A 21,443-nucleotide genomic window follows, 5' to 3' on the forward strand; every position below is an offset into this window, starting at 1 on the left:
TGTATCCGGTCTAAAGTGTTACCCATGTTTCCGGTTCATACCGCAGCGCCACCCGGCAATTCTCACAACGGCACAAAGAACCTGAATCGTGCCCCACTCACCGACTCCATCAGCCGTATTCCACCGCCGTGCAGCTCCAGCATCCGTTTGACGATTAACAGCCCTAACCCGCCGCGGTTCTCCCGCGAGGCCTGAGTGTTCAACGCTGAAGGCCGCTGGAACAGATCGTCGCGCAGCGACGCATCCACGCCCGTACCGCTGTCAGCCACTTCGACCTGAAGCTGTTCATTCTCCTGCCAGACCGCCAGACGAATTTCCCCGCCGGTCGGCGTATGACGCATTGCGTTATCCAGCAAATTGGTCACCACGCGCTCGATCATTGATACATCGGCATTGACCAGCGGCAACGGCCCAGGCACGTCAATATGCAGATTGACCTCTCGCGTGCGGGCAGTGAGCTCAAACTTCTGCGCCACGTCGGAAATCAGCTCCCCCATCGCGAAACGCTCGCGCTGCGGTTTAATGCCGCCGTGCTCAAGACGCGCCAGCTCAAACAACTGCTGGGAAAGATGGCGTACCTTTTGCCCCTGACGCAGGGCGGTGGCGAGATATTGCTGGTGCTCCTGAGGCGTCAGCGTGGTGGATTTCAGCGACAGCGTTTCCAGATAACCCAGCAGAGAGGTCAGCGGCGTGCGGAGATCGTGCGAAATATTGGCGATAAACTCCCGGCGCTGGCGATCGCTGTCGGCCAGCTGATCCCACTGGCGGGTGATTTTGCGCGCCAGCTCGATAAAACTGTTGCGCAGGCGTGCCACTTCGTCATTGGCCGCGACGTCCGGCGGCTCTGCTGCCAGCAGCCTGATTGCGCTAATGCTGTCCTGCTCAAGCCCGGTGACCTCTTCCGTCAGGCGTTTAACCGGACGCGTCACCCAGTACCAGACCAGTAATCCCGCCAGCAGGCCGAACAGTGCAACCCACAGCAATGACCAGAGCACCGTGCTCCACAGCGCCTTATGCCAGGCCATGTCCGCCAGCGCATTCGACTCCTCGCCCTGCAAAATAATGTACAGGTAGCCCTTAAGCTCGCCGTCCTGACGCAGCGGCGTGGTGCTGAAGACTTTTTTGTTCTGGCTGCGCGGATCGTCGCCGAGTACCGGGATGGCGGTGCCGCTCAGGAAGGTCTGAACCGGTGCCAGATCGATTTTTTGCCGCTGAATATGCCCCGGCGGGGCGGCATCGGCCAGGATGTCGCCGTCGGGTGAGACAACATAGAGCTCCACGCTCGGATTAAAGGTCATCAGACGGTCAAAGAGCGGTTTCAGCGAACTGCGGTCAACCCTGCCCTGCGCGTCGAGAATCGGTTCCCGCTGGACGATCTGCTGCGCCAGTCCGCCCGACAACCGTTGCACCATGGCGTTGCCGTATTGCGTACTGGTGTAGAGCTGTACCGCGCAGGCGACGGTGGCGCAGAGCATCATCAGCAGAATGAACAGCAGCGTCAGGCGCTGGCTGAGGCTATAGCGACGCATCAGGCGTTGGCTCCGCAAATTTGTATCCCTTACCCCAGACGGTGCGAACGATTTCCGGCTCGGCAGCGTCCTTCTCAATCTTGATGCGCAGGCGGTTGATATGGGTGTTGACGGTATGCTCATAGCCTTCGTGCTGATAACCCCAGACCTGCTCCAGCAGCGCCAGACGGGAAAACACCTCGCCAGGGTGGCGGGCAAAGAAGTAAAGCAGTTCGAATTCGCGCGGGGTGAGATCCACCACCTGTCCGTGGAGCAGGACGCTGCGCGCCAGCGGATCGATCGTCAAACCGTGCGCCTGAATTTGCCCGTCCGTTTGTGCCTGCCCCATCGCCTGCTGACGGCGGAACAGCGCTTTGATGCGCGCAATCAGCTCCTGCACCGAAAACGGCTTAGCCAGATAGTCATCGGCACCGGTTTCCAGCCCGGTAATGCGGTCGGTTTCGCTGCTGCGGGCGCTGATGATGATGACCGGCAGGTAGCGCGTCATCTGACGGATGCGTCGGCAAATCTCCAGCCCGTCAACGTTCGGGAGCATCAGGTCGAGGATCACCGCATCCCACGGCTGTTTTTCCAGGCGCTGCAGGGCGTTGCCCCCGTCGGGCTCGTGGGTGATGGCGTAGCCTTCGTCTTCTAAATTGAGTCGCAGAAGCGCCGCGATATCGTGGTCGTCTTCCACCAGCAGGATGTGCTTCATGGGTAAGCCTTCAATCATTTCTTATGACGTAAGCTTACCTGATTTCGAGCGGGGGAAGAGTTCACATTTTGTTGAACATTGTGCGGGGTTCTTGCCGGGTGGCGGCTACGCCTTACCGGGCCTACTCCAGATTGTAGGCCCGGTAAGCGCAGCGCCACCGGGCGATGTTTAGGATTAGCGCGTTTTCACCAACAGCGTCAGCACTTCATAATGCGCGGTATGCGGGAACATATCGAAAAGCTGAACGCGTTCAATGCGGTAGCCCGGCAGGCTGGCGATATCTTTCGCCATGGTCTGCGCATTGCAGCTGGAGTAGACGATGTAATCCGGTGCCATCTGGCTCAGGTAATCGCAGAGTGCGTTTCCGATGCCCCGACGCGGCGGGTTGACCAGCACCAGTTCCGGCACATTGCCCTGGCCGGTGGCGAACTGGGTAGAGTCCAGTGCCTGGAAGTGGAGATTCGTTAATCCCAGCCCGGCGGCGGACTGTTTCGCGCAGGCAATCGCTTCGGCCGAGATCTCAATCCCGGTCAGCTGCATTTCAGGCGTGGCGCAGTGCAGGCCGAAACCGCCCACGCCGCAGAACAGATCCCACATATGTTGAATGTTTAACGCCCGAACCCAGTCACGGGCGGTGGCATACAACGCACTCGCCACGGTCGGGTTGGTCTGGAAGAAGCTTTGCGGGCGGATCCACAGCGGTACGCCGTTAAAATTTTCGGCCAGCGCAGGCTGGTCGGTGAAAAAGATCTCTTTCTCCCCTTCCATAATCGCCATATGCACCGGCTGTATGTTTGCCGTAATGACCTTAAGCTGCGGCAGTTGCGCCTGCAGCCACGGCAGCGCCGCGCGAAGCTGCGCCAGCTTCGCTTCCGAGCGCAGCACAAAACGCAGCATCATGCCGCCGTCTAGCTGGCTTTCCGTCAGCAGGAGATATTTGAGCTCGCCGCGCTTGCGGGCGACGTGGTAGGGCGTTAACCCTGCCCGCGCAATAAACGGTTTGAGTGCGGCAAAGACGGGTTCAAACGACGCGGGATACAGCGGGCAGTCGGTTAAGTCTTCCGGCGTGCCGTCGCGGTGCAGCATCCCCAGAAGCGGTTTTTCGACGCTGCCGCTGACCACCATTTTGGCTTTGTTGCGAAAGCCCTGCTCCGGTCCGCTGACGGGTGCGCACCACTCCCCCACCGCGTGTTCAGCCAGCAGCTGTTGCAGGTCGGCCATTTTGGCGGTGAGTTGTTGAGAGACCGGCTGTTCTATCCACTGACAGGAGCGGCAGCGTCCGGCGTCATAGAGTGCGCACTGCATATGAAAACCTTAAGAATAACGGGGGCTGCGATTATACACATTATTGCAACTGGAAGAACCGTCGACTGGACGCAGGCACGAACAGGAAGAACAGCACCAGCATATCCGGCAGTTTTTGCAAAAACAGCGCGTGCAAAATCTCGCGTTTTGATCCGCCCGCAATGCTGAACAGTTCGGGATAGCCATACCCCAGCGAGGCGGCCCACAGGTAGCTGGCGGCGGTCACCTGCGTCAGCAGATAGACCCAGCGCGCCCAGTTGCGCCCTTTGACCAGCGAAAACGCACAGTAGATCTCAATGAACACCAGCACCAGGCTGCTCAGAAAAACCAGCGTCAGATTCCACGTCTGCACGCTGCGGTGAATGAATTCACCGATACCGCGCACGCCCAGGGTATTCAGAATCATCAGCACGTCCAGGCAGCGGATCATAATAATGGCGAGCGCCGCCACCTGTACCAGCGCAGGAACGTTAGGACGAGCGTGCGTAAGCCGTGATTTTTTTAATAATCCCAATGTTTTACTTCCCTGAAAAACAGTGCCGCGTGATACGCGGCACATCACTGGAAATTTTAAATGCTTCAGCCGCGTCTTGCACGCTGGATATCACGCACGCGCTGTTTTTCCGCGCGCGCCATCAAATACCAGGCGATAAATCCGACAATTCCGACCACGCCGAGGATGATAGAGGCCAGGGCGTTGATCTCCGGGTTAACCCCCATGCGCACGCTGGAGAAGACCAGCATCGGCAGCGTTGTCGCCCCCGGACCGGAGACAAAGCTGGCGATCACCAGATCGTCGAGCGACAGGGTAAATGCCAGCAGCCAGCCGGAGATCACCGCCGGCATGATCATCGGCAGGGTAATGATGAAAAAGACCTTCAGCGGGGTCGCGCCGAGATCCATCGCCGCCTCTTCTATCGAGCGATCCAGCTCGCGCAGACGCGAGGAGATCACCACGGCGACATAGGCGGTACAGAACGTGACGTGCGCCAGCCAGATGGTGAGCATGCCGCGATCCGCCGGCCAGCCGATGGCATGCGCCAGCGCCACGAACAGCAGCAGCAGCGCAAGGCCGGTAATCACGTCCGGCATGACCAACGGTGCGGTGATCATAAAGGCGAAGCCGTTAGAACCGCGAAAACGGCCGAAACGCACCATCACCAGCGCGGCGATGGTGCCCAGAACAGAGGCCATCGTTGCCGCCAGTGCGGCGATGGTCAGGCTCAGCCCTACCGCGCTCATCATTGCATCGTCGTGGAACAGCTCACTGTACCAGCGCGTCGACCAGCCCGCCCAGACCGTCACCAGTTTGGAACTGTTGAACGAGTAGATCACCAGCATCAGCATCGGCGCATACAGGAAGGTAAAGCCGATCGCCAGGATCGCAATTCGCCACGGGGAGCGCACTACCGGTAAGTTATTCATCCGTGGTCTCCCATCTGTTTCTGCTGATGTTTGTGGAACCACATGATCGGCACGATCAACAGCAGCAGCATGATAATCGCCACCGCAGACGCCACCGGCCAGTCGCGGTTATTGAAGAACTCCTGCCACAGCACGCGGCCAATCATGATGCTGTCCGGCCCGCCGAGCAGTTCCGGGATCACAAACTCCCCTACCGCCGGAATAAAGACCAGCATCGACCCGGCGATAATCCCGCCTTTGGTCAACGGGACAATGACGCTGAAGAAGGTTTTCAGCGGACGCGCACCGAGGTCAAGCGAGGCTTCCACCAGCGAGTAATCTATCCGCGTCAGCGCCGTATAGATCGGCAGAACCATAAACGGCAGATAGGCATACACAATGCCAATATAGACCGCGAGGTTGGTGTGCAGGATCGTCAGCGGCTGATCGATAACCCCAAGCCACATCAGGACGTTATTCAGCACGCCGTTGTTTTTCAGGATCCCCATCCAGGCGTAAACGCGGATCAGGAATGAGGTCCACGACGGCAAAATCACCAGCAGCAGCAGGATATTACGCGTCGAGGGTTTACTGTGCGCCACGGCCCACGCCAGCGGATAGCCCATAACCAGACAGCAGAGCGTCGAGATCGCCGCCACCTGCAGCGACTGCAGATAGGCTTCAATATAGAGCGGGTCCTCGGTGAGCTGCAGGAAGTTACCAAGGTTTAAGGTCAGCGTCAGCTGCCCGTCTGCCCACTCCCACAGGTCGGTATACGGCGGGATCGCCCGCGCCATCTCCGCCAGGCTGATCTTGAAAACGATCAGGAATGGCAGCAGGAACAGCAGGATCAGCCACACGTAAGGCATGGCAATCACCAGCTTGCGGCCGTGCTTCATCTTAAGGCGCGTCAGCCAGCTGGCTGCGCGGGCTGGAGGTTCAAGTGTACTCATTGGCCGCTCCTTATACCGTCAGCACGACACAACTGTCAGCATCCCAGCACAGGCGCACTTCGTCGCCCCAGGTCGGCTGACCTTTGCGGTAGCGATGTTCGTTTTGCAGCTGGGCGCTCAGCATCTGACCGCTTTTCAGACGCACGTGATAGATAGACAAATCGCCCAGATAAGCAATGTGCACCACTTCACCCACGGCGAAGTTATAGCCATCGGCTGGCGGATCGTCACAGAGCATGATCTTTTCCGGACGCAGCGCGACGTAGACCGGCACGTTATCCACCACGGCACTGTCAGGATCGACCTTGAGCGGATGCTGCAGACCCGGCGATTCAATGACCAGGCCATCCTCCTGACGATCTTTCAGTAGCCCTTCGAAGACGTTGACCGAACCGATGAACTCGGCGCTGTAGCGGGTGGTTGGATGCTCATAAATCTCCTCCGGCTCGCCAATTTGCACAAACTTACCGCGGTTCATGATCGCAATACGTCCGGCCATGGTCATGGCTTCTTCCTGGTCGTGGGTCACCATTACGCAGGTCACGCCGACGCGCTCAAGAATATCCACCACTTCCAGCTGCATACGATCACGCAGTTTTTTATCCAGGGCCCCCATCGGCTCGTCGAGCAGCAGCAGCTTAGGGCGTTTTGCCAGGCTTCTGGCGAGCGCCACGCGCTGGCGCTGGCCGCCTGAAAGCTGGTGCGGTTTACGCTTCGCGAACTCCTGCATATGGACCAGACTCAGCATCTCGGCCACGCGCGCGGTGATTTCGGCTTTTGGCAATTTATCCTGCTTCAGGCCAAAGGCGATGTTCTGCTCCACCGTCATGTGCGGGAACAGTGCGTAGGACTGGAACATCATGTTAATCGGGCGCTGGTACGGCGGCACGCTGGAGAGATCCACGCCATCAAGCATGATTTGCCCGGCCGTGGGTTGTTCAAAACCGGCTAACATACGCAGCAGGGTTGATTTGCCACAGCCCGATGCGCCCAGTAGCGCGAATATTTCACCTTTATAGATAGTCAGGCTGACGTCGTCCACGGCATGCTGGCCATCGAAAGATTTGGTGAGGTTACGAATTTCAAGAAGCGGGGTCAGCGCTTTACGGACTTTCGCCTGCGGGCGGGGGATCGCGTCATTCACGGGGTGCTCTCCGGCAGAAATCAAATCATGGTGCAGGCGCACCAGAACGGTGCGCCTGTTGCCGGGTGCGCTTCGCTTGCCCGGCCTGTGATAAAGGGTTACTTACCGCTTTTCACCTTGGTCCACGCACGGGTACGTACGCGATCAATTTTTGGATCCTGTACTTTCAGGGTGAAGAGCTTGGCGAACACGTCCGCTGGCGGATAAATTGCCGGATTACTGCGGATCGCTTCACTCACCAGCGGCACGGAAGCCTTGTTACCGTTGGCGTAATAAACATGGTCGCTGATGTGGGCGATCACGTCCGGACGCATCAGGTAGTTAAGGAACTGATACGCTTCGTCTTTGTTTTTCGCATCAGCTGGCATCGCGAAGACGTCGAAGAAGGCCAGCGCCCCCTCTTTCGGGATGAAGTAGGACACATTCACGCCGTTTTTCGCCTCTTTCGCGCGGTTCGCCGCCTGCCACACGTCCCCTGCCCAGCCAATCGCAACGCAGATGTCACCGTTCGCCAGGTCATTGATGTACTGGGAAGAGTGGAAATAGCGAATGTTTGGACGCAGCTTCAGCAGCAGATCGGTCGCCGGACCGGTGTAGTCATCCGCCTTGTTGCTGTTCGGATCTTTGCCCAGGTAGTTCAGCACGGTGGCAAAGATCTCTTCTGGCGCGTCCAGGAAAGAGACGCCACAGCTTTTCAGCTTCTCAAGGTTTTCCGGCTTCAGCACCACGTCCCAGCTGTCCAGCTTGACGTCCGGGCCCAGCGCCGCTTTGACTTTATCCACGTTGTAGCCGATACCGGTGGTCGCCCACAGGTAAGGCATGGCGTATTTGTTATCCGGGTCATGCTTAGCCACCAGCTTCAGGACTTCTGGATCGAGGTTTTTCCAGTTCGGTAATTTGCTTTTGTCCAGTGGCTGGAAGACACCCGCCGTCAGCTGACGCTCCAGGAAGCTCGCGGAAGGCACGACCAGGTCAAACCCGGTGCTGCCTGCCATCAGTTTTCCTTCCAGCACTTCGTTTGAATCGAAAACGTCGTAGACTACTTTAATGCCGGTCTCTTTCTCAAAATTGGCCACGGTGTCCGGCGCAATATAGTCAGACCAGTTATAAACGTGCAGCGTTTTTTGTTCAGCAGCGAGCGTGCCGGCAGAGACGGCCATCAGAGCACCCGCAACCAGACCCGATAACCATTTTTTATTCAAGGCGATCATAGTGTTATTCCTTCTGAAAGCTCGTTAACAAACGAACTAAAACTGTGCAATCTGGATATATGCAAAAATCATGCATAGTTTGTCGCTCTGCTCAAAATAAAAAGAAACCTCTTTACCCGGCAGGATCCGCTCGCTTTTTGAAGCATCGCAAGAATAACTGTAGCCCGTGTCTCCGGCTATAGCCCAGACGAAAAAACGCCTTTTATCAATTTTTTATGCAGGTTTAGTCTACGTGATAAGCCGAAACGGCCTTTGGGGAGGTGAAAAATTCTTTAAAGAAAGGTTAAAAGCAGCAGAAAAAATGGCCTAATGCAGCCGCCATGGCAGCGACTGCGCAAAAGTCAGACAGCCTTAGTGAAGAAAATTGGGAGATGCATCATTATTCTCTGCATCATCTTCCGCGCTATACAGCAGATGGTGTGCATTGGCTTCCATCATAACCATGGAAATTTGCTCTTCACTCAAGCGCATAAACCAGGCGAACTGCTTAAAGGAGAGCCCTGCCCCGGAGAATAAAGACTGGCAAACGACCAGTTTTGGCAGATTATCATCCTGTATATCGAGAAATGCTTTCACCGTCAAAGAACTGGCATTGATGGCCGACAGGTCGGAGGCCAGCGCCAGTAGCGCAGACGGCTTCACTTCGGCCAGCGCGGAGAAAAGGATCACGTCGTTAATCAGATCGATTTTGGCATCAAAAATACCGTCGAAATTTTGCATATGAGGCAGATGCAGCGCCTGGCAGGAATCACATTCAAAGAACGTAATACCGGCATCATCGAGCCATTGACGTAACGTATCCAGTGTTGGTACGACCTGTAAATCCATCGCGGTGCAGCCTCTCTAATAAAAACTTCGCATAGATTACGCAAAAAGTGCGTTCAATGCCATTTAACCGCCCGTTTTCAGACAGTAGCCCGGCGTGGCATGACGCTCGATCCATGTGATCATTTTACCTGCAATATCGACCCCCGTGGTTTTTTCCACGCCTTCCAGCCCCGGTGAGGCATTCACCTCCATGACCAGCGGCCCGCGCGTCGCCCGCAGGAGGTCAACGCCCGCCACGTCCAGCCCCAACGTTTGCGCGGCTTTTACGGCAATGTCCCGTTCGCGATCGCTAATATCAGCCACTCTCGCTATGCCGCCGCGGTGAAGGTTAGAGCGGAAATCGCCCTCTTTGGCCTGACGCTCAATGGCCGCCACCACTTCATTTCCGACCACGAAACAGCGAATATCACGCCCTTTCGCCTCTTCGATATACTCCTGCACCAGAATGTGCGCATTCAGTCCCCGAAAGGCGTCGACCACACTTTCTGCAGCCTGCCGCGTCTCCGCCAGCACCACGCCGATACCCTGCGTGCCTTCTACCAGCTTGATCACTAAAGGCGCGCCGCCCACCATGTCTATCAGATCGCTGGTGTCGTCCGGCGAATGGGCTATTCCGGTAACGGGGAGATCGATCCCCTGACGGGCGAGCAGCTGCAGCGAGCGCAACTTGTCGCGGGCGCGGGAAATGGCCACGGATTCATTGAGCGGATAGCTGCCCAGCATCTCAAACTGGCGCAGCGCGGCGGTGCCGTAATAGGTGATCTGGGAGCCGATACGCGGGATCACCGCATCAAAATGCGGCAGCTTGCGGCCTTTGTAGTGTATAGATGAAGCGGCGGGGTCGATGTTCATATAGCAGGACATCGGGTCAAGGATCTCAACCTGATGTCCGCGTTTTGCCGCCGCTTCTCGCAGGCGTTTACATGAATAGAGCGTTCCATCCCGGGACAATATGGCAATTTTCACCCTGCACCTCTCTGAAGACATGGAAAAAGCCTTCATATCATACAGAATGGACTATCGCGTCGCCCAGCCCTGTTTATGCAGATAATCGAGAATAAACGGGCGATTTTCTTTAATGATGGTGCGGCGAATGTGCTCGCTCCAGGTATCGCGGCGGTTATTGCTGTCACGCGTCAGATAGTAATTCGCCAGCTCTTCATCATAGTGATTCAGGACATCACGATCGACCGGCTGGTAGTGGTTCTCGTGCACCAGCATTGCCGCAGGAATACGCGGTTTCAGGTCCGGATTATCCGCCGGCCAGCCGAGGCAGAGGCCAAACAGCGGCAGTACATGTTTTGGCAGCTTCAGCAGTTCGGTGACGCTTTCAATGTTGTTACGCAACCCGCCGATATAGACCCCGCCTAGTCCCAACGATTCCGCCGCAGTAAAGGCGTTTTGCGCCATCAGCGCGGTATCCACGACGCCCAGCAGCAGTTGTTCGGCGAGCTCCAGTTGCGCTTCAGGGCAAATCTGCAGATGGCGGTTAAAGTCGGCACAAAATACCCAGAACTCGGCGGCCTGGGCCACATGCTTCTGCCCGCCGGTCAGCGTCACCAGCTGTTCACGCATCGCCGGGTCGGTAATGCGAATAATGGAGCTGCACTGCAGGAAACTGGAGCTGGAGGTCGCCCTTGCGCTGTTAATAATGGCGGTACGCTGCGCCTCGGTGATCGGCTCATCGGTGAAGTGGCGAATGGAACGATGGGAAAGGAGCAGGTCAATCGTGGGTGTCATCTTCTCTCTCTTTGCTTGCTTAAAACGTATGGCAGCCAGTATAGGCAATGATCTGCGCGGTGTAATTGGCGAAACATAGCTCATAGGTATTATAACGACAGGCGAAACCTTCTTTAATGACGACAGGTTATGAGGCACTATACGTCTCATTCGCCGTCAGGCTTGTTTTTTGAGGAGAGAGAAATGTTTGCAGTAATTTTTGGTCGTCCAGGGTGCCCTTACTGTGTGCGCGCAAAAGAGCTGGCAGAGAAACTGACCGCAGAACGCGATGACTTCAATTTCCGCTATGTGGACATCCACGCGGAAGGCATCACCAAAGCCGATCTGGAAAAAACAGTCGGTAAGCCGGTTGAAACCGTCCCACAGATCTTCCTCGATCAGAAACACATCGGCGGTTGCACCGACTTTGAAGCCTACGCCAAAGAACATCTTGGCCTGTTTGCCGAGCAGTAATGAAAGGACGCCCTCACCCTGAGGGCGTTTTTATTTGTGGTGCCGTCGGTGCTGAATCAGGCTGCGCACAAATAAGTAGCAGAGCGCGCCAAGGGCGCACCAGAATATGGCACTTAGCAACCACGCCAGCTCCTGCCAGAAACTCCGCGTTGAAACATACAGCAGTCGCATTAGCAGCAGACATAATGGCGCTGCAAGTATCGCCCCCAGTAACGGTTTCACCACTTCCCCTTTACGGGAGAGAAAACTGGCGGCGGCTCCCGGTAGCGTGAAGAAGAGCAACCCCAGCTCCGGATGCCCGGACGCCCTGAATGCGCCCTTCACATTAAATGCGAGCGACATGCACACGACCGTGAACAGCAAAAAGCAGCTGATCACCCCCGCCCAGTTTCGTTTCATATTCAAACAATCCTCCTGACTTATCTCTATCAAATACACTTTCGTCGGGTAGACGCCCAGTCAGATAAAGCAATGCGGCAATCCTTGCCAAAGTACGCACAGGGTGATGCGATAATCAGTAGCTGTCAGTAGCTAATGCGATTAAACTACACGCCAGCTAATGTTTTAGGGAATAAAGCAGGAAACAGGGAGCGTTAACGCCTTTCCCTGACCCAGAAAACAGTAGCCCAAAAAGTCCTTTCATTCAACAACTTACTGGTAAACAAGAAGTTAGCCTCCGTGAATATAAACGTCGCAGACTTGTTAAATGGGAATTACATCCTGTTATTATTTGTGGTACTGGCGCTGGGTCTTTGCCTGGGTAAATTGCGCCTGGGATCGGTTCAACTTGGTAATTCCATTGGCGTTTTAGTCGTCTCCTTATTATTAGGCCAGCAGCACTTCAGCATTAACACGGACGCGCTCAACTTAGGTTTTATGTTGTTTATTTTTTGTGTTGGCGTGGAAGCAGGACCGAACTTTTTTTCGATTTTCTTCCGCGACGGCAAAAATTATCTGATGCTGGCGCTGGTGATGGTCGGCAGCGCACTGCTGATCGCCTTAGGACTGGGTAAGCTGTTTGGCTGGGATATCGGGTTAACGGCCGGTATGCTGGCAGGCTCCATGACCTCTACGCCAGTGCTGGTGGGTGCAGGCGATACCCTGCGCCATTCGGGCATGGCTGGCGCACAGCTTTCGACCGCGCTCGACCACCTGAGCCTGGGCTATGCCCTGACCTATCTGATTGGTCTGGTGAGCCTGATTGTCGGCGCGCGCTATCTGCCAAAACTGCAGCATCAGGATCTGCAGACCAGTGCCCAGCAAATCGCCCGTGAGCGCGGGCTGGATACCGACAGCAAACGTAAAGTCTACCTCCCGGTGATCCGCGCCTACCGCGTCGGACCTGAGCTGGTGGCATGGGCAGATGGGAAAAATCTTCGCGAGCTGGGGATTTACCGCCAGACCGGGTGCTACATCGAACGTATCCGCCGTAACGGCATTCTGGCGAACCCGGACGGTGACGCGGTGCTGCAGATGGGCGACGACATCGCGCTGGTGGGTTACCCGGACGCGCACGCCCGTCTCGACCCAAGCTTCCGAAACGGCAAAGAGGTGTTCGACCGCGATCTGCTCGACATGCGCATCGTCACCGAAGAGATCGTGGTGAAAAACCATAACGCCGTTGGCCGTCGTCTGGCGCAACTCAAGCTGACCGACCACGGCTGCTTCCTTAACCGCGTCATCCGCAGCCAGATTGAGATGCCCATCGACGACAACGTCGTGCTCAACAAAGGCGACGTTTTGCAGGTCAGCGGCGACGCGCGACGCGTAAAAACCGTTGCCGACCGCATCGGCTTTATCTCCATTCACAGCCAGGTCACTGACCTGCTGGCTTTCTGCGCCTTCTTTATTGTGGGCCTGATGATCGGGATGATCACCTTCCAGTTCAGCAACTTCAGTTTCGGAATCGGTAACGCCGCCGGTCTGCTGTTCGCCGGGATCATGCTGGGCTTCCTGCGAGCGAACCATCCGACGTTCGGTTACATTCCGCAGGGCGCATTGAACATGGTAAAAGAGTTCGGTCTGATGGTGTTTATGGCGGGTGTTGGCTTAAGCGCCGGCAGCGGCATTGGACACAGCCTTGGCGCCGTCGGCTGGCAGATGCTGGTTTCCGGCCTTATCGTCAGCCTGGTGCCGGTGGTGATCTGCTTCCTGTTTGGTGCCTACGTGCTGCGCATGAACCGCGCCCTGCTCTTCGGAGCAATGATGGGGGCGCGTACCTGTGCGCCGGCCATGGAAATTATCAGCGACACCGCGCGCAGCAACATCCCGGCGCTGGGCTATGCAGGCACCTACGCTATCGCCAACGTACTGCTGACGCTGGCAGGTACGCTGATCATCATCATCTGGCCAGGACTCGGATAACTCTGAAGTTTGCGCGTAATGAAAAAATTTTTGTTACGCGCAGAACTTTTTTATCAGGGGGCAGTCATAACTAGTGCCACTGCTTTTCTTTGATGTCCCCAATTTGTGGAGCCCATCAACCCCGCCGTTTTGGTTCAAGGTTGATGGGTTTTTTGTTGCCTTAAATAAACCCCAACAAAGAATAACCAAAGCCCGTTATCCAGCTTTTCTAAACATGGGCATACGTAATGCCAGGCTTAACGAGCGATGTCTAAGCGTTTCCCTCCCCCGCAATCCTCCCAACCATCGCCCGAATCTCGTCCCGGGTTAACGGCGCACGGTCGGTCACATAGTGCAACGTCATCCCTTCGATAAACGCATCCAGCGCGCGGGTGGTAACCGGATCGAACCACTGCTCCAGCGTAGTCTGGCTCATCTTCATCCAGTCCTGCATCACCGTTTTGAGCGCCGCGCTGCGGTGCATAAAGGCGTAAAGCTGGTACATCAGCGCCATGTTGTGCGGCGTCGTCACCTGCGAACTGTGGATCAGGGTGGTGATGGACTCGCACGCCATTTCAGGCCCGGTGACGCCCGCAAAGAAATCCCGATACTGCTGCGACATCTGTTGCGTAAACCATGTGAACGCTTCCTCCAGCAGTGGCTCCATACCGTCGAAATAGTAGGTCATCGACCCCAGCGGCACGCCCGCGCAGGCGGCGATTTTACGGTGCGTGACGGCGTGAATACCGTGCTCGGCAATGGTATCGAGTGTTGCCTGCAGGATCTTCTCCCGGCGATGCGGATCGTTCGGTGGTCTGCTCATAAATTCCTCACGTGGTTTGTGTACAAATGTACACAAACTTGCTAGTGTTGTCGCTATTGTTGTACTTCTGGTGCTACCCCAATGACGCTGACCTCTCCCCGTAAAACCCTGCAGCTCCGCATGTGGGCGCTGTTTATGTTCTTCTTTATTCCCGGTCTGCTGATGGCCTCCTGGGCCACGCGCACGCCCGCCATTCGCGATATTTTGTCTGTCTCTACGGCTGAGATGGGCATCGTGCTGTTCGGCCTGTCGATCGGTTCCATGAGCGGCATTCTCTGTTCCGCATGGCTGGTGAAGCGCTTTGGTACGCGAGCTGTGATCCGCACCACCATGTGCTGCGCGGTGTTCGGGATGGTGGTATTGAGCATCGCGCTGTGGTTTGCCTCGCCGGTGTTGTTCGCGCTGGGGCTGACGTTATTTGGCGGCAGCTTCGGTTCTGCGGAGGTAGCCATCAACGTTGAAGGGGCGGCGGTCGAACGTGAGATGAACAAAACCGTGCTGCCCATGATGCATGGCTTCTATAGCCTCGGTACGCTGGCCGGTGCGGGCGTAGGGATGGCGCTGACGGCCACGGGTGTGACCGCCAATCTGCATATCCTGCTGGCGGCGCTGGTGTGCATCATTCCGATCCTCACCGGCATCCGGGCCATCCCGGACGGCACCGGTAAAAACTCTGCTGACGAACGCTCGTCAGCCGAAAAAGGACTCCCCTTCTACCGCGATTTCCAGCTGATGCTGATCGGCGTGGTGGTACTGGCGATGGCGTTTGCAGAAGGCTCCGCCAACGACTGGCTGCCGCTGCTGATGGTGGACGGTCACGGCTTTAGCCCGACCTCCGGCTCGCTGATTTACGCCGGGTTTACGCTGGGGATGACCGTCGGGCGCTTCACCGGCGGCTGGTTTATCGACCGCTACAGCCGCGTGGCGGTGGTGCGCGCCAGCGCCCTGCTGGGCGGCCTGGGGATTGCGATGATTATCTTTGTGGACGTGGACTGGATTGCCGGCGTCTCGGTGATCCTCTGGGGACTGGGGGCGTCACTCGGCTTCCCGCTGACCATTTCCGCCGCCAGCGACACCGGGCCGGATGCCCCGACGCGCGTCAGCGTGGTGGCGACAACGGGCTACCTCGCCTTCCTAGTGGGGCCGCCGCTGCTCGGCTTCCTGGGTGAACACTACGGGCTGCGCAGCGCCATGCTGGTGGTGTTAGGGTTGGTGATCATCGCCGCGCTGGTGGCGCGCGCGGTGGCAAAGCCGGAAACGAAACAAACGACACTGGAGAAGGGATATGAGCGTTAAACTGATCGCCGTCGACATGGATGGCACATTCCTGAGCGATGCCAAGACCTATAACCGCCCGCGCTTTTTGGCGCAGTACGCCCGCATGAAGGCGCAAGGCATTCGCTTCGTGGTCGCCAGCGGCAACCAGTACTACCAGCTGATCTCCTTTTTCCCGGAGATTGCGCATGAAATTGCGTTCGTCGCTGAGAACGGCGGCTGGGTCGTGAGCGCCGGAGAGGATGTCTTTAACGGTGAATTGTCGAAAGCCCATTTCGAGACCGTCGCGAATGTATTAAACGACGTTCCGGGCATTGAAATTATCGCCTGCGGAAAAAACAGCGCCTATACGCTGAAATGCTATGACGATAACTTTAAGGATATCGCCGCGAAGTACTATCACCGGCTCGAAATGGTGAGTGATTTCGACAACCTGAACGACATTTTCTTCAAGTTTGGGCTGAACGTGTCAGACCATGAAATTCCGCGCATCCAGGCGATGCTGCATGAAAAGCTTAACGACATTATGGTGCCCGTGACAACCGGCCACGGCAGTATCGACCTGATTATCCCCGGGGTGCACAAAGCCAACGGCCTGCGGATCCTGCAACAGCGCTGGGGCATAGAGGACAGTGAAGTGGTTGCCTTCGGTGACAGCGGCAACGACGTGGAGATGTTGCGTCAGTCCGGGTTCAGCTTCGCGATGGCGAATGCCAGACCGCATATTAAAGCAGTGGCGCGGTTTGAAGCGCCGCATAATAACGAGGAAGGTGTGCTGGATGTGATTGAGAAGGTGTTGAACGGGGAGGCACCGTTTAATTGATATCGTGCGGTCTGGTGCCCTCGCCCTAACCCTCTCCCTGTGGGAGAGGGAATAAACAGATTACGGTTGCAGGGCGTTGCCGACGCGTTTGTCCTTCAGGAACACCATCATCAGGCCAACCCACAGCACGCCGTTGGCGAGGTTAAACAGACTGAACAGACCGTTGCCACCCATCGCGTAAGCGTGCTTGCTCACCTCGATACCGACGGTAAAGATCAGCATCTGCAGCATACCCATCGCCGCGGACACCGTGCCTTTACTCATCTCGCTGGCAAACAGCGTCAGGCGCACCAGCCCGGCGTTCGCCACGCCAATCCCGAAAGCATAAAGGCTGAGCCCCGCCGTCATCCACAGATAAGCGTGGGATGACGCAACGGTCGCCACCGCGGCCAGAATCAGCCCTGCTGCAATCGGCCAGCCACCCATAATAATCAGTGAACGCACGGTGCGGCGTGACGTCAGACGTGCCAGCACCAGGTTACCGATAATCAGCGCGCCAAAAATCGGCACCTGCAGCAGACCATACTCGTAGCTGCTGAGCTTTTCACCGCTGATGATAATGACCGGAGACTGCGCAATCCACGCCAGCAGCGGCAGGCTCACAAACCCGGTCGCCAGCGCCCCCGCCAGAAAGCGGCCATTCTTCAGCACTTCTTTGTAATCCCGGCCCAGCTCTTTGAGCGAGAGTTTTTCACCCAGACGGGTCGCCGTTTCCGGCATTGCGCGGTGCAGGCCAAAGAACGCGATAGCAGCGAGAACCGCAAAGAGGATAAACATCCCTTCCCAGGGCGCAACATGTACCCACGCGGCGCCCACCAGCGGCCCGAGTAAAGGGGCAATCAGCGCCACGTTTGCCATGAGCGCGGTAATTTTGATACACACCGCCTCTTCAAACGACTCCTGAATGGCGGCATACCCCACGGCACCGATAAAGCACAGGCTCACCCCCTGCAGGAAACGCAGCAGGGTAAATTGCTCAATGTTTTGCGCCAGCAGCGTAGCGAGGCAGGTGACGATAAACCACACCACGCCGGTCAGCATCACCGGGCGACGGCCAATACGATCCGACAGCGGCCCTAACAGCCACTGTAAAAACATGCCGCCAGCCAGATAGGCGGTCATGGAGGTCGGCACCCATTCAATTCCCGCGTTGTACTGCTCCACAACGGCCAGCATGCCGGGCTGGATCATATCGTTGCCGATATAGGTGGAGAATTCGTAGAGCACCAGACACAGGGGGAAAAGCAACGCCTGACGACCCAGACGTGAACCAGAAGAAGAACGGTTTAACATGCAATCTCTTTAAAATGACAAAATCGCGATGAGTGTAATGAAATGCCGCAGCCCGAGATAGTGATTTATCGAGGATAAACAGAAATAAAGCACATATCGTCTTCGTTTAAGGTTTCCTTAAGTTGACAGATTTATGATAGCCCGATTACTCGTCAACGATCCCAAATTATGGCACTCACTTCCAGCCGTTCAGAATTGTCTAACTTACAGACAAATAAGACAAAACGACTTTACCGCTTACCCTCCCGCTTTTATGGTTATCAGCTTTTCGTGCTGTTAGTCCTTGCCGTGGTGTTTACGTGGCTTTCGCGCGATGAAGCGCTCGACAGATGGATCACCGGTTTTTGGTATGACGCGGCGATGCAGAGCTTCCCGCTGCAGAAAGACCACCTGCTGGATTTGCTCAACCATCGTCTGGCGAAGTACATCGCCATCGCCTTAGGTGCCGTGGCGCTGCTTTACGGCGCTTACAAACGTAACGCCAGGCTGGTTACGGCGGCGCTGCTGATGGGGCTTGGCGCGCTGGTAGTGGGCGTACTGAAAAGCATTAGCCACCACAGCTGCCCGTGGGATCTGGTGGAGTATGGCGGGAAGGCGATGTCTTACCCACTGTTTAGCGCCGTCCCGACAGACAGCGGGCCGGGGCGCTGTTTCCCCGGCGGCCATGCCTCCAGCGGTTTTATGGTGATGGGGCTGTTTTTTGCCTTCTGGCGCGAGCGTCCACGTCTCGCCTGGAGCTTTGTTGCCCTCGGCGTGCTGCTGGGTCTGGCGATGGGCTTCGGTCAGGTGATGCGCGGGGCACATTTTTTCTCTCACAACCTGTGGGCCGGGTGGTGGGTTTGGTTTTCCCAGGTGGCCGTCTACGGGCTGGTTTCCACCCGGTTTGCAAAAGAGTGATAACGCTATGCTAGAGAATCTGAATTATCAGCTGTTTTATCTGATCAACGCCACACCGGCCTCGCCAGAGTGGATGATTGATTTTGCCACTTTCCTGGCAAAAGATCTGATTAGTATCGTGCCTGTGCTGGCCGCTATCCTCTGGCTCTGGGGCCCTCGCAGTCAGGTGAAGGCACAGCGCCAGCTGGTGATCAAAGTCGCGATGGCGCTCGGGGTCAGCGTACTGGTTAGTTATATTCTCGGCCATGCGTTCCCGCACGATCGTCCTTTTGTCGACCATGTCGGTTATACCTTCCTGCACCACGCGCCGGATGACTCCTTCCCGAGCGATCACGGTACGGTTATCTTCACCTTCGCGCTGGCTTTCCTGTTCTGGCATCGCCTGTGGTCTGGTGCGGTGCTGATGGTGGCAGCCGCGGCGATTGCCTGGTCCCGCGTGTATCTTGGCGTCCACTGGCCGCTGGATATGGTCGGCGGTTTCCTGGTAGGACTGATTGGCTGCGTGAGCGCGGCAATCCTGTGGAATCTCTTCGGTGAAGCGCTCTACCGGGGGCTCTCTTCCCTTTATCGCGCCATTTTTGCCCTCCCGATCCGCAAAGGCTGGATACGTGACTAACCCCAACCGGACAGGTTACACTGAGCCCCCGCCCTGCGGGGGCTCATTTTTTTTATCCTGAGGAACTATGGAAACACGACGCGATGACCGCATAGCTCAGCTGCTTCAGGCGCTGAAGCGTAGTGATAAGCTGCATCTTAAGGAAGCCGCCAACCTCCTCGGCGTCTCAGAGATGACCATTCGTCGTGATCTGAACAGCGACAGCGCTCCCGTGGTACTGCTGGGTGGGTACATTGTGCTTGAGCCGCGTAGCGCCAGCCATTATCTGATAAGCGATCAGAAAACGCGTCTGGTGGAAGAGAAACGCAAAGCCGCGCGCCTGGCCGCCACGCTGGTACAGCCGCACCAGACGCTGTTTTTTGACTGCGGCACCACCACGCCGTGGATTATCGAAGCCATCGACAGCAGTATTCCCTTTACCGCCGTGTGTTACTCCCTGAACACCTTTCTGGCGCTGCAGGAGAAACCCGAGTGCCGGGTGATCCTCTGCGGCGGTGAGTTTCACGCCAGCAACGCTATCTTTAAGCCGCTCAACCTGCAGGACACGCTCAGCAACTTATGTCCGGACATCGCGTTCTATTCCGCCGCGGGCGTGAATGTGCGTCAGGGGGCGACCTGCTTTAACCTGGAGGAGCTGCCGGTAAAGCACTGGGCTTTAAGCGCCGCGCAATACCATGTGCTGGTGGTCGATCACAGTAAATTTGGCAAAGTGCGGTCGGCAAGAATGGGCGAGCTGGCGCAGTTTGACGCCATCGTCAGCGATTGCCGCCCGGATGAGGAAATTGTGGCCCATGCGAAGGCGCAGCAGGTGAAGTTGATGTATTGAGAGGGGTGCGGTCTGATGCCCTCACCCCGCCCCTCTCCCACAGGGAGAGGGAGAAAAGCATGATGGATTAGCTGAACCAGCTGCCAAACCAGCTGTGGAATTTCATCAATACGAAATCCCACATCCGGCTGAAGAAGCCACCCTCTTCTACCGCTTCCATCACGATCAGCGGACGCTGTTCAATTGACTTACCGTTTAACTGGAAATCAATCGTCCCAACCACCTGGCCTTTTTTCAACGGCGCGGTGAGCTGCGGGTCGGTCAGGGTAAAGCTGGCCTTCAGGTTTTTCAGCTGACCGCGTGGAATGGTCACGGAACCGGCTTCCCCCGCCCCGAGATTCACTTCACTCTTGTCCCCAAACCAGACGCGCTGGCTGACGAACGTGGCATCCGGTTTAATCGGCGTCACGGTTTCATAGAAACGGAAGCCCCAGGTCAGCAGTTTTTCTGATTCGTTAAACCGGATGCGGTCGGTTTTGGTGCCCAGCACAACCGAGATCAAACGCATGTCGCCCTGCGTCGCAGAGGCCACCAGGTTATAGCCCGCGCCCGCCGTGGTGCCGGTCTTCATGCCGTCCACGTTAACGTTGCTGCTCCACAGGAGACGGTTACGGTTCGGCTGGCGAATTTTGTTGAAGGTAAACTCTTTCTCTTTGTGGATCGCGTATTCATCCGGTACGTCGTGGATCAGCGCTTTCCCCAACAGCGCCATGTCGCGCGCGGTACTGAACTGTCCCGGCGCATCCAGGCCGTGAACCGTTTTGAATGTCGTGTTGGTTAAGCCGAGTTTCTGCGCATAGCCATTCATCAAACCAATGAAAGAATCCTGACTGCCGGCCACATAATCGGCCAGCGCGATACACGCATCATTTCCCGACTGAATAATTACCCCTTTATTCAGATCGGAAACGGACACCTGATCCCCTGGCTTCAGGAACATCACCGATGACCCACGCAGTGCGGGGTTACCGGTCGCCCAGGCGTCCTTTCCGATGGTGACCATATCGTCCAGCTTGATCTTACCGGCTTTCAAGGCCTGGCCGACCACATAGCTGGTCATGATCTTGGTCAGGCTGGCCGGATCGAGTTTCTCATCGGCATTGCCTTCCGCCAGCACTTTCCCGCTGGCATAGTCCATCAGGATCCAGGCGCGCGCATCCACCGGTGGCGCTTCGGGCGCAGCCTGTTCTGCTGCGTAGAGAGTTGGTGCAAACAGGAAAAGGAGCGCAGAGCCTGCCGCCAGGCTGCGCAGAGAAGTCATTTTTCGCGTCATAAATGCCACCCGA

General features: G+C 56.7%; 22 protein-coding genes. 7 read left to right on the forward strand and 15 right to left on the reverse strand.

Features of this window, described 5'->3' with window-relative positions:
* Positions 1-62: 62 nt before the first annotated feature.
* From ACOTYN_RS04075 to nfsA, 11 genes are all read right to left on the reverse strand, one after another.
* Positions 63-1,532 (reverse strand): sensor histidine kinase, encoded by a 1,470-nt coding sequence (locus ACOTYN_RS04075; protein ID WP_332956646.1) that lies wholly within the window; start codon positions 1,530-1,532, stop codon positions 63-65.
* Complete coding sequence (locus tag ACOTYN_RS04080) at positions 1,516-2,223, reverse strand: response regulator transcription factor (RefSeq protein ID WP_023332505.1); 708 nt, start codon at positions 2,221-2,223, stop codon at positions 1,516-1,518. Before ACOTYN_RS04080 ends, ACOTYN_RS04075 begins: the two co-directional genes overlap by 17 nt.
* 174 nt (positions 2,224-2,397) lie before the next feature.
* On the reverse strand, positions 2,398-3,528 hold the full coding sequence (gene rlmC / locus ACOTYN_RS04085; RefSeq protein WP_318594430.1) for a 23S rRNA (uracil(747)-C(5))-methyltransferase RlmC: 1,131 nt from the start codon (positions 3,526-3,528) through the stop codon (positions 2,398-2,400).
* 40 nt (positions 3,529-3,568) lie between these two features.
* Positions 3,569-4,087, reverse strand: a complete 519-nt coding sequence (locus ACOTYN_RS04090; RefSeq protein ID WP_045134203.1) for a YbjO family protein — start codon at positions 4,085-4,087, stop codon at positions 3,569-3,571.
* Between the two features lie 20 nt (positions 4,088-4,107).
* Entirely contained in the window at positions 4,108-4,953 is an 846-nt protein-coding gene (potI, locus tag ACOTYN_RS04095; protein ID WP_014883155.1) for a putrescine ABC transporter permease PotI, read from the reverse strand.
* A complete protein-coding gene (gene potH / locus ACOTYN_RS04100; RefSeq protein ID WP_032637105.1) occupies positions 4,950-5,885 on the reverse strand; it encodes a putrescine ABC transporter permease PotH in 936 nt (311 codons plus the stop codon). Before potH ends, potI begins: the two co-directional genes overlap by 4 nt.
* Before the next feature lie 10 nt (positions 5,886-5,895).
* On the reverse strand, positions 5,896-7,029 hold the full coding sequence (potG, locus tag ACOTYN_RS04105; protein WP_023332502.1) for a putrescine ABC transporter ATP-binding subunit PotG: 1,134 nt from the start codon (positions 7,027-7,029) through the stop codon (positions 5,896-5,898).
* 98 nt (positions 7,030-7,127) lie between these two features.
* Positions 7,128-8,240, reverse strand: coding sequence for a spermidine/putrescine ABC transporter substrate-binding protein PotF (potF, locus tag ACOTYN_RS04110; protein ID WP_014883152.1), 1,113 nt, complete (start codon positions 8,238-8,240; stop codon positions 7,128-7,130).
* A 351-nt stretch (positions 8,241-8,591) separates the two neighbouring features.
* Positions 8,592-9,068, reverse strand: a complete 477-nt coding sequence (locus ACOTYN_RS04115; RefSeq protein WP_003858385.1) for a YbjN domain-containing protein — start codon at positions 9,066-9,068, stop codon at positions 8,592-8,594.
* Positions 9,069-9,131: 63 nt separating this feature from the next.
* Positions 9,132-10,034: a 30S ribosomal protein S6--L-glutamate ligase gene (gene rimK, locus ACOTYN_RS04120; protein WP_032628797.1), complete on the reverse strand. Its 903-nt coding sequence runs from the start codon at positions 10,032-10,034 to the stop codon at positions 9,132-9,134.
* Positions 10,035-10,085: 51 nt separating this feature from the next.
* The gene (gene nfsA, locus ACOTYN_RS04125) at positions 10,086-10,808 is read right to left on the reverse strand and encodes a nitroreductase NfsA (protein WP_332956636.1); all 723 of its coding nucleotides are present in this window, start codon (positions 10,806-10,808) and stop codon (positions 10,086-10,088) included.
* Positions 10,809-10,991: 183 nt separating this feature from the next.
* Here nfsA and ACOTYN_RS04130 point away from each other — a divergent pair, with 183 nt between their 5' ends.
* Complete coding sequence (locus ACOTYN_RS04130; protein ID WP_014883149.1) at positions 10,992-11,261, forward strand: GrxA family glutaredoxin; 270 nt, start codon at positions 10,992-10,994, stop codon at positions 11,259-11,261.
* Between the two features lie 30 nt (positions 11,262-11,291).
* Here ACOTYN_RS04130 and ACOTYN_RS04135 read toward each other — a convergent pair whose 3' ends face one another.
* The gene (locus ACOTYN_RS04135) at positions 11,292-11,660 is read right to left on the reverse strand and encodes an inner membrane protein YbjM (RefSeq protein WP_014883148.1); all 369 of its coding nucleotides are present in this window, start codon (positions 11,658-11,660) and stop codon (positions 11,292-11,294) included.
* 279 nt (positions 11,661-11,939) lie between these two features.
* On the opposite strand from ACOTYN_RS04135, the gene ACOTYN_RS04140 reads away from it, so the two are divergent.
* Positions 11,940-13,625, forward strand: a complete 1,686-nt coding sequence (locus ACOTYN_RS04140; RefSeq protein WP_014169303.1) for an aspartate:alanine antiporter — start codon at positions 11,940-11,942, stop codon at positions 13,623-13,625.
* A 250-nt stretch (positions 13,626-13,875) separates the two neighbouring features.
* On the opposite strand, the gene ACOTYN_RS04145 is transcribed toward ACOTYN_RS04140, so the two are convergent.
* The gene (locus ACOTYN_RS04145; RefSeq protein WP_014883147.1) at positions 13,876-14,427 is read right to left on the reverse strand and encodes a TetR/AcrR family transcriptional regulator; all 552 of its coding nucleotides are present in this window, start codon (positions 14,425-14,427) and stop codon (positions 13,876-13,878) included.
* A gap of 81 nt (positions 14,428-14,508) precedes the next feature.
* On the opposite strand from ACOTYN_RS04145, the gene ACOTYN_RS04150 reads away from it, so the two are divergent.
* Positions 14,509-15,723, forward strand: a complete 1,215-nt coding sequence (locus tag ACOTYN_RS04150) for an MFS transporter (RefSeq protein ID WP_332956633.1) — start codon at positions 14,509-14,511, stop codon at positions 15,721-15,723.
* The gene (locus ACOTYN_RS04155) at positions 15,713-16,525 is read left to right on the forward strand and encodes a Cof-type HAD-IIB family hydrolase (RefSeq protein WP_014883145.1); all 813 of its coding nucleotides are present in this window, start codon (positions 15,713-15,715) and stop codon (positions 16,523-16,525) included. The genes ACOTYN_RS04150 and ACOTYN_RS04155 overlap by 11 nt, the downstream gene beginning before the upstream one ends.
* Before the next feature lie 60 nt (positions 16,526-16,585).
* Here the strand turns inward: ACOTYN_RS04155 and ACOTYN_RS04160 are convergent, their stop codons facing one another.
* Positions 16,586-17,818 (reverse strand): MFS transporter, encoded by a 1,233-nt coding sequence (locus tag ACOTYN_RS04160; RefSeq protein ID WP_014883144.1) that lies wholly within the window; start codon positions 17,816-17,818, stop codon positions 16,586-16,588.
* Between the two features lie 168 nt (positions 17,819-17,986).
* On the opposite strand from ACOTYN_RS04160, the gene ACOTYN_RS04165 reads away from it, so the two are divergent.
* The 3 genes from ACOTYN_RS04165 to deoR all read left to right on the forward strand — a co-directional run bounded on the left by ACOTYN_RS04165 (position 17,987) and on the right by deoR (position 20,157).
* The gene (locus ACOTYN_RS04165; protein WP_071922448.1) at positions 17,987-18,715 is read left to right on the forward strand and encodes a phosphatase PAP2 family protein; all 729 of its coding nucleotides are present in this window, start codon (positions 17,987-17,989) and stop codon (positions 18,713-18,715) included.
* Positions 18,716-18,722: 7 nt separating this feature from the next.
* A complete protein-coding gene (gene ybjG / locus ACOTYN_RS04170; protein ID WP_023338185.1) occupies positions 18,723-19,331 on the forward strand; it encodes an undecaprenyl-diphosphate phosphatase in 609 nt (202 codons plus the stop codon).
* 67 nt (positions 19,332-19,398) lie between these two features.
* On the forward strand, positions 19,399-20,157 hold the full coding sequence (gene deoR, locus ACOTYN_RS04175; protein WP_014883141.1) for a DNA-binding transcriptional repressor DeoR: 759 nt from the start codon (positions 19,399-19,401) through the stop codon (positions 20,155-20,157).
* 67 nt (positions 20,158-20,224) lie between these two features.
* Here the strand turns inward: deoR and dacC are convergent, their stop codons facing one another.
* Positions 20,225-21,430, reverse strand: coding sequence for a serine-type D-Ala-D-Ala carboxypeptidase (gene dacC, locus ACOTYN_RS04180; RefSeq protein ID WP_014883140.1), 1,206 nt, complete (start codon positions 21,428-21,430; stop codon positions 20,225-20,227).
* Positions 21,431-21,443: the final 13 nt, after the last annotated feature.

The sequence above is a fragment of the Enterobacter cloacae complex sp. IR5458 genome (assembly GCF_049238025.1).
GTDB lineage: Bacteria > Pseudomonadota > Gammaproteobacteria > Enterobacterales > Enterobacteriaceae > Enterobacter > Enterobacter kobei.

Bases quoted from the DNA above. Each gene is read 5' to 3' on its own strand.
- deoR (WP_014883141.1), top strand. From the start codon at position 19,399: ATGGAAACACGACGCGATGACCGCATAGCTCAGCTGCTTCAGGCGCTG.
- ACOTYN_RS04150 (WP_332956633.1), top strand. From the start codon at position 14,509: ATGACGCTGACCTCTCCCCGTAAAACCCTGCAGCTCCGCATGTGGGCG.
- ACOTYN_RS04080 (WP_023332505.1), bottom strand. From the start codon at position 2,223: ATGAAGCACATCCTGCTGGTGGAAGACGACCACGATATCGCGGCGCTT.
- ACOTYN_RS04155 (WP_014883145.1), top strand. From the start codon at position 15,713: ATGAGCGTTAAACTGATCGCCGTCGACATGGATGGCACATTCCTGAGC.
- ACOTYN_RS04145 (WP_014883147.1), bottom strand. From the start codon at position 14,427: ATGAGCAGACCACCGAACGATCCGCATCGCCGGGAGAAGATCCTGCAG.
- potI (WP_014883155.1), bottom strand. From the start codon at position 4,953: ATGAATAACTTACCGGTAGTGCGCTCCCCGTGGCGAATTGCGATCCTG.
- potF (WP_014883152.1), bottom strand. From the start codon at position 8,240: ATGATCGCCTTGAATAAAAAATGGTTATCGGGTCTGGTTGCGGGTGCT.
- dacC (WP_014883140.1), bottom strand. From the start codon at position 21,430: ATGACGCGAAAAATGACTTCTCTGCGCAGCCTGGCGGCAGGCTCTGCG.
- ACOTYN_RS04135 (WP_014883148.1), bottom strand. From the start codon at position 11,660: ATGAAACGAAACTGGGCGGGGGTGATCAGCTGCTTTTTGCTGTTCACG.
- ybjG (WP_023338185.1), top strand. From the start codon at position 18,723: ATGCTAGAGAATCTGAATTATCAGCTGTTTTATCTGATCAACGCCACA.
- ACOTYN_RS04160 (WP_014883144.1), bottom strand. From the start codon at position 17,818: ATGTTAAACCGTTCTTCTTCTGGTTCACGTCTGGGTCGTCAGGCGTTG.
- ACOTYN_RS04090 (WP_045134203.1), bottom strand. From the start codon at position 4,087: ATGTGCCGCGTATCACGCGGCACTGTTTTTCAGGGAAGTAAAACATTG.
- rlmC (WP_318594430.1), bottom strand. From the start codon at position 3,528: ATGCAGTGCGCACTCTATGACGCCGGACGCTGCCGCTCCTGTCAGTGG.
- ACOTYN_RS04165 (WP_071922448.1), top strand. From the start codon at position 17,987: ATGGCACTCACTTCCAGCCGTTCAGAATTGTCTAACTTACAGACAAAT.
- potH (WP_032637105.1), bottom strand. From the start codon at position 5,885: ATGAGTACACTTGAACCTCCAGCCCGCGCAGCCAGCTGGCTGACGCGC.
- nfsA (WP_332956636.1), bottom strand. From the start codon at position 10,808: ATGACACCCACGATTGACCTGCTCCTTTCCCATCGTTCCATTCGCCAC.
- ACOTYN_RS04115 (WP_003858385.1), bottom strand. From the start codon at position 9,068: ATGGATTTACAGGTCGTACCAACACTGGATACGTTACGTCAATGGCTC.
- ACOTYN_RS04130 (WP_014883149.1), top strand. From the start codon at position 10,992: ATGTTTGCAGTAATTTTTGGTCGTCCAGGGTGCCCTTACTGTGTGCGC.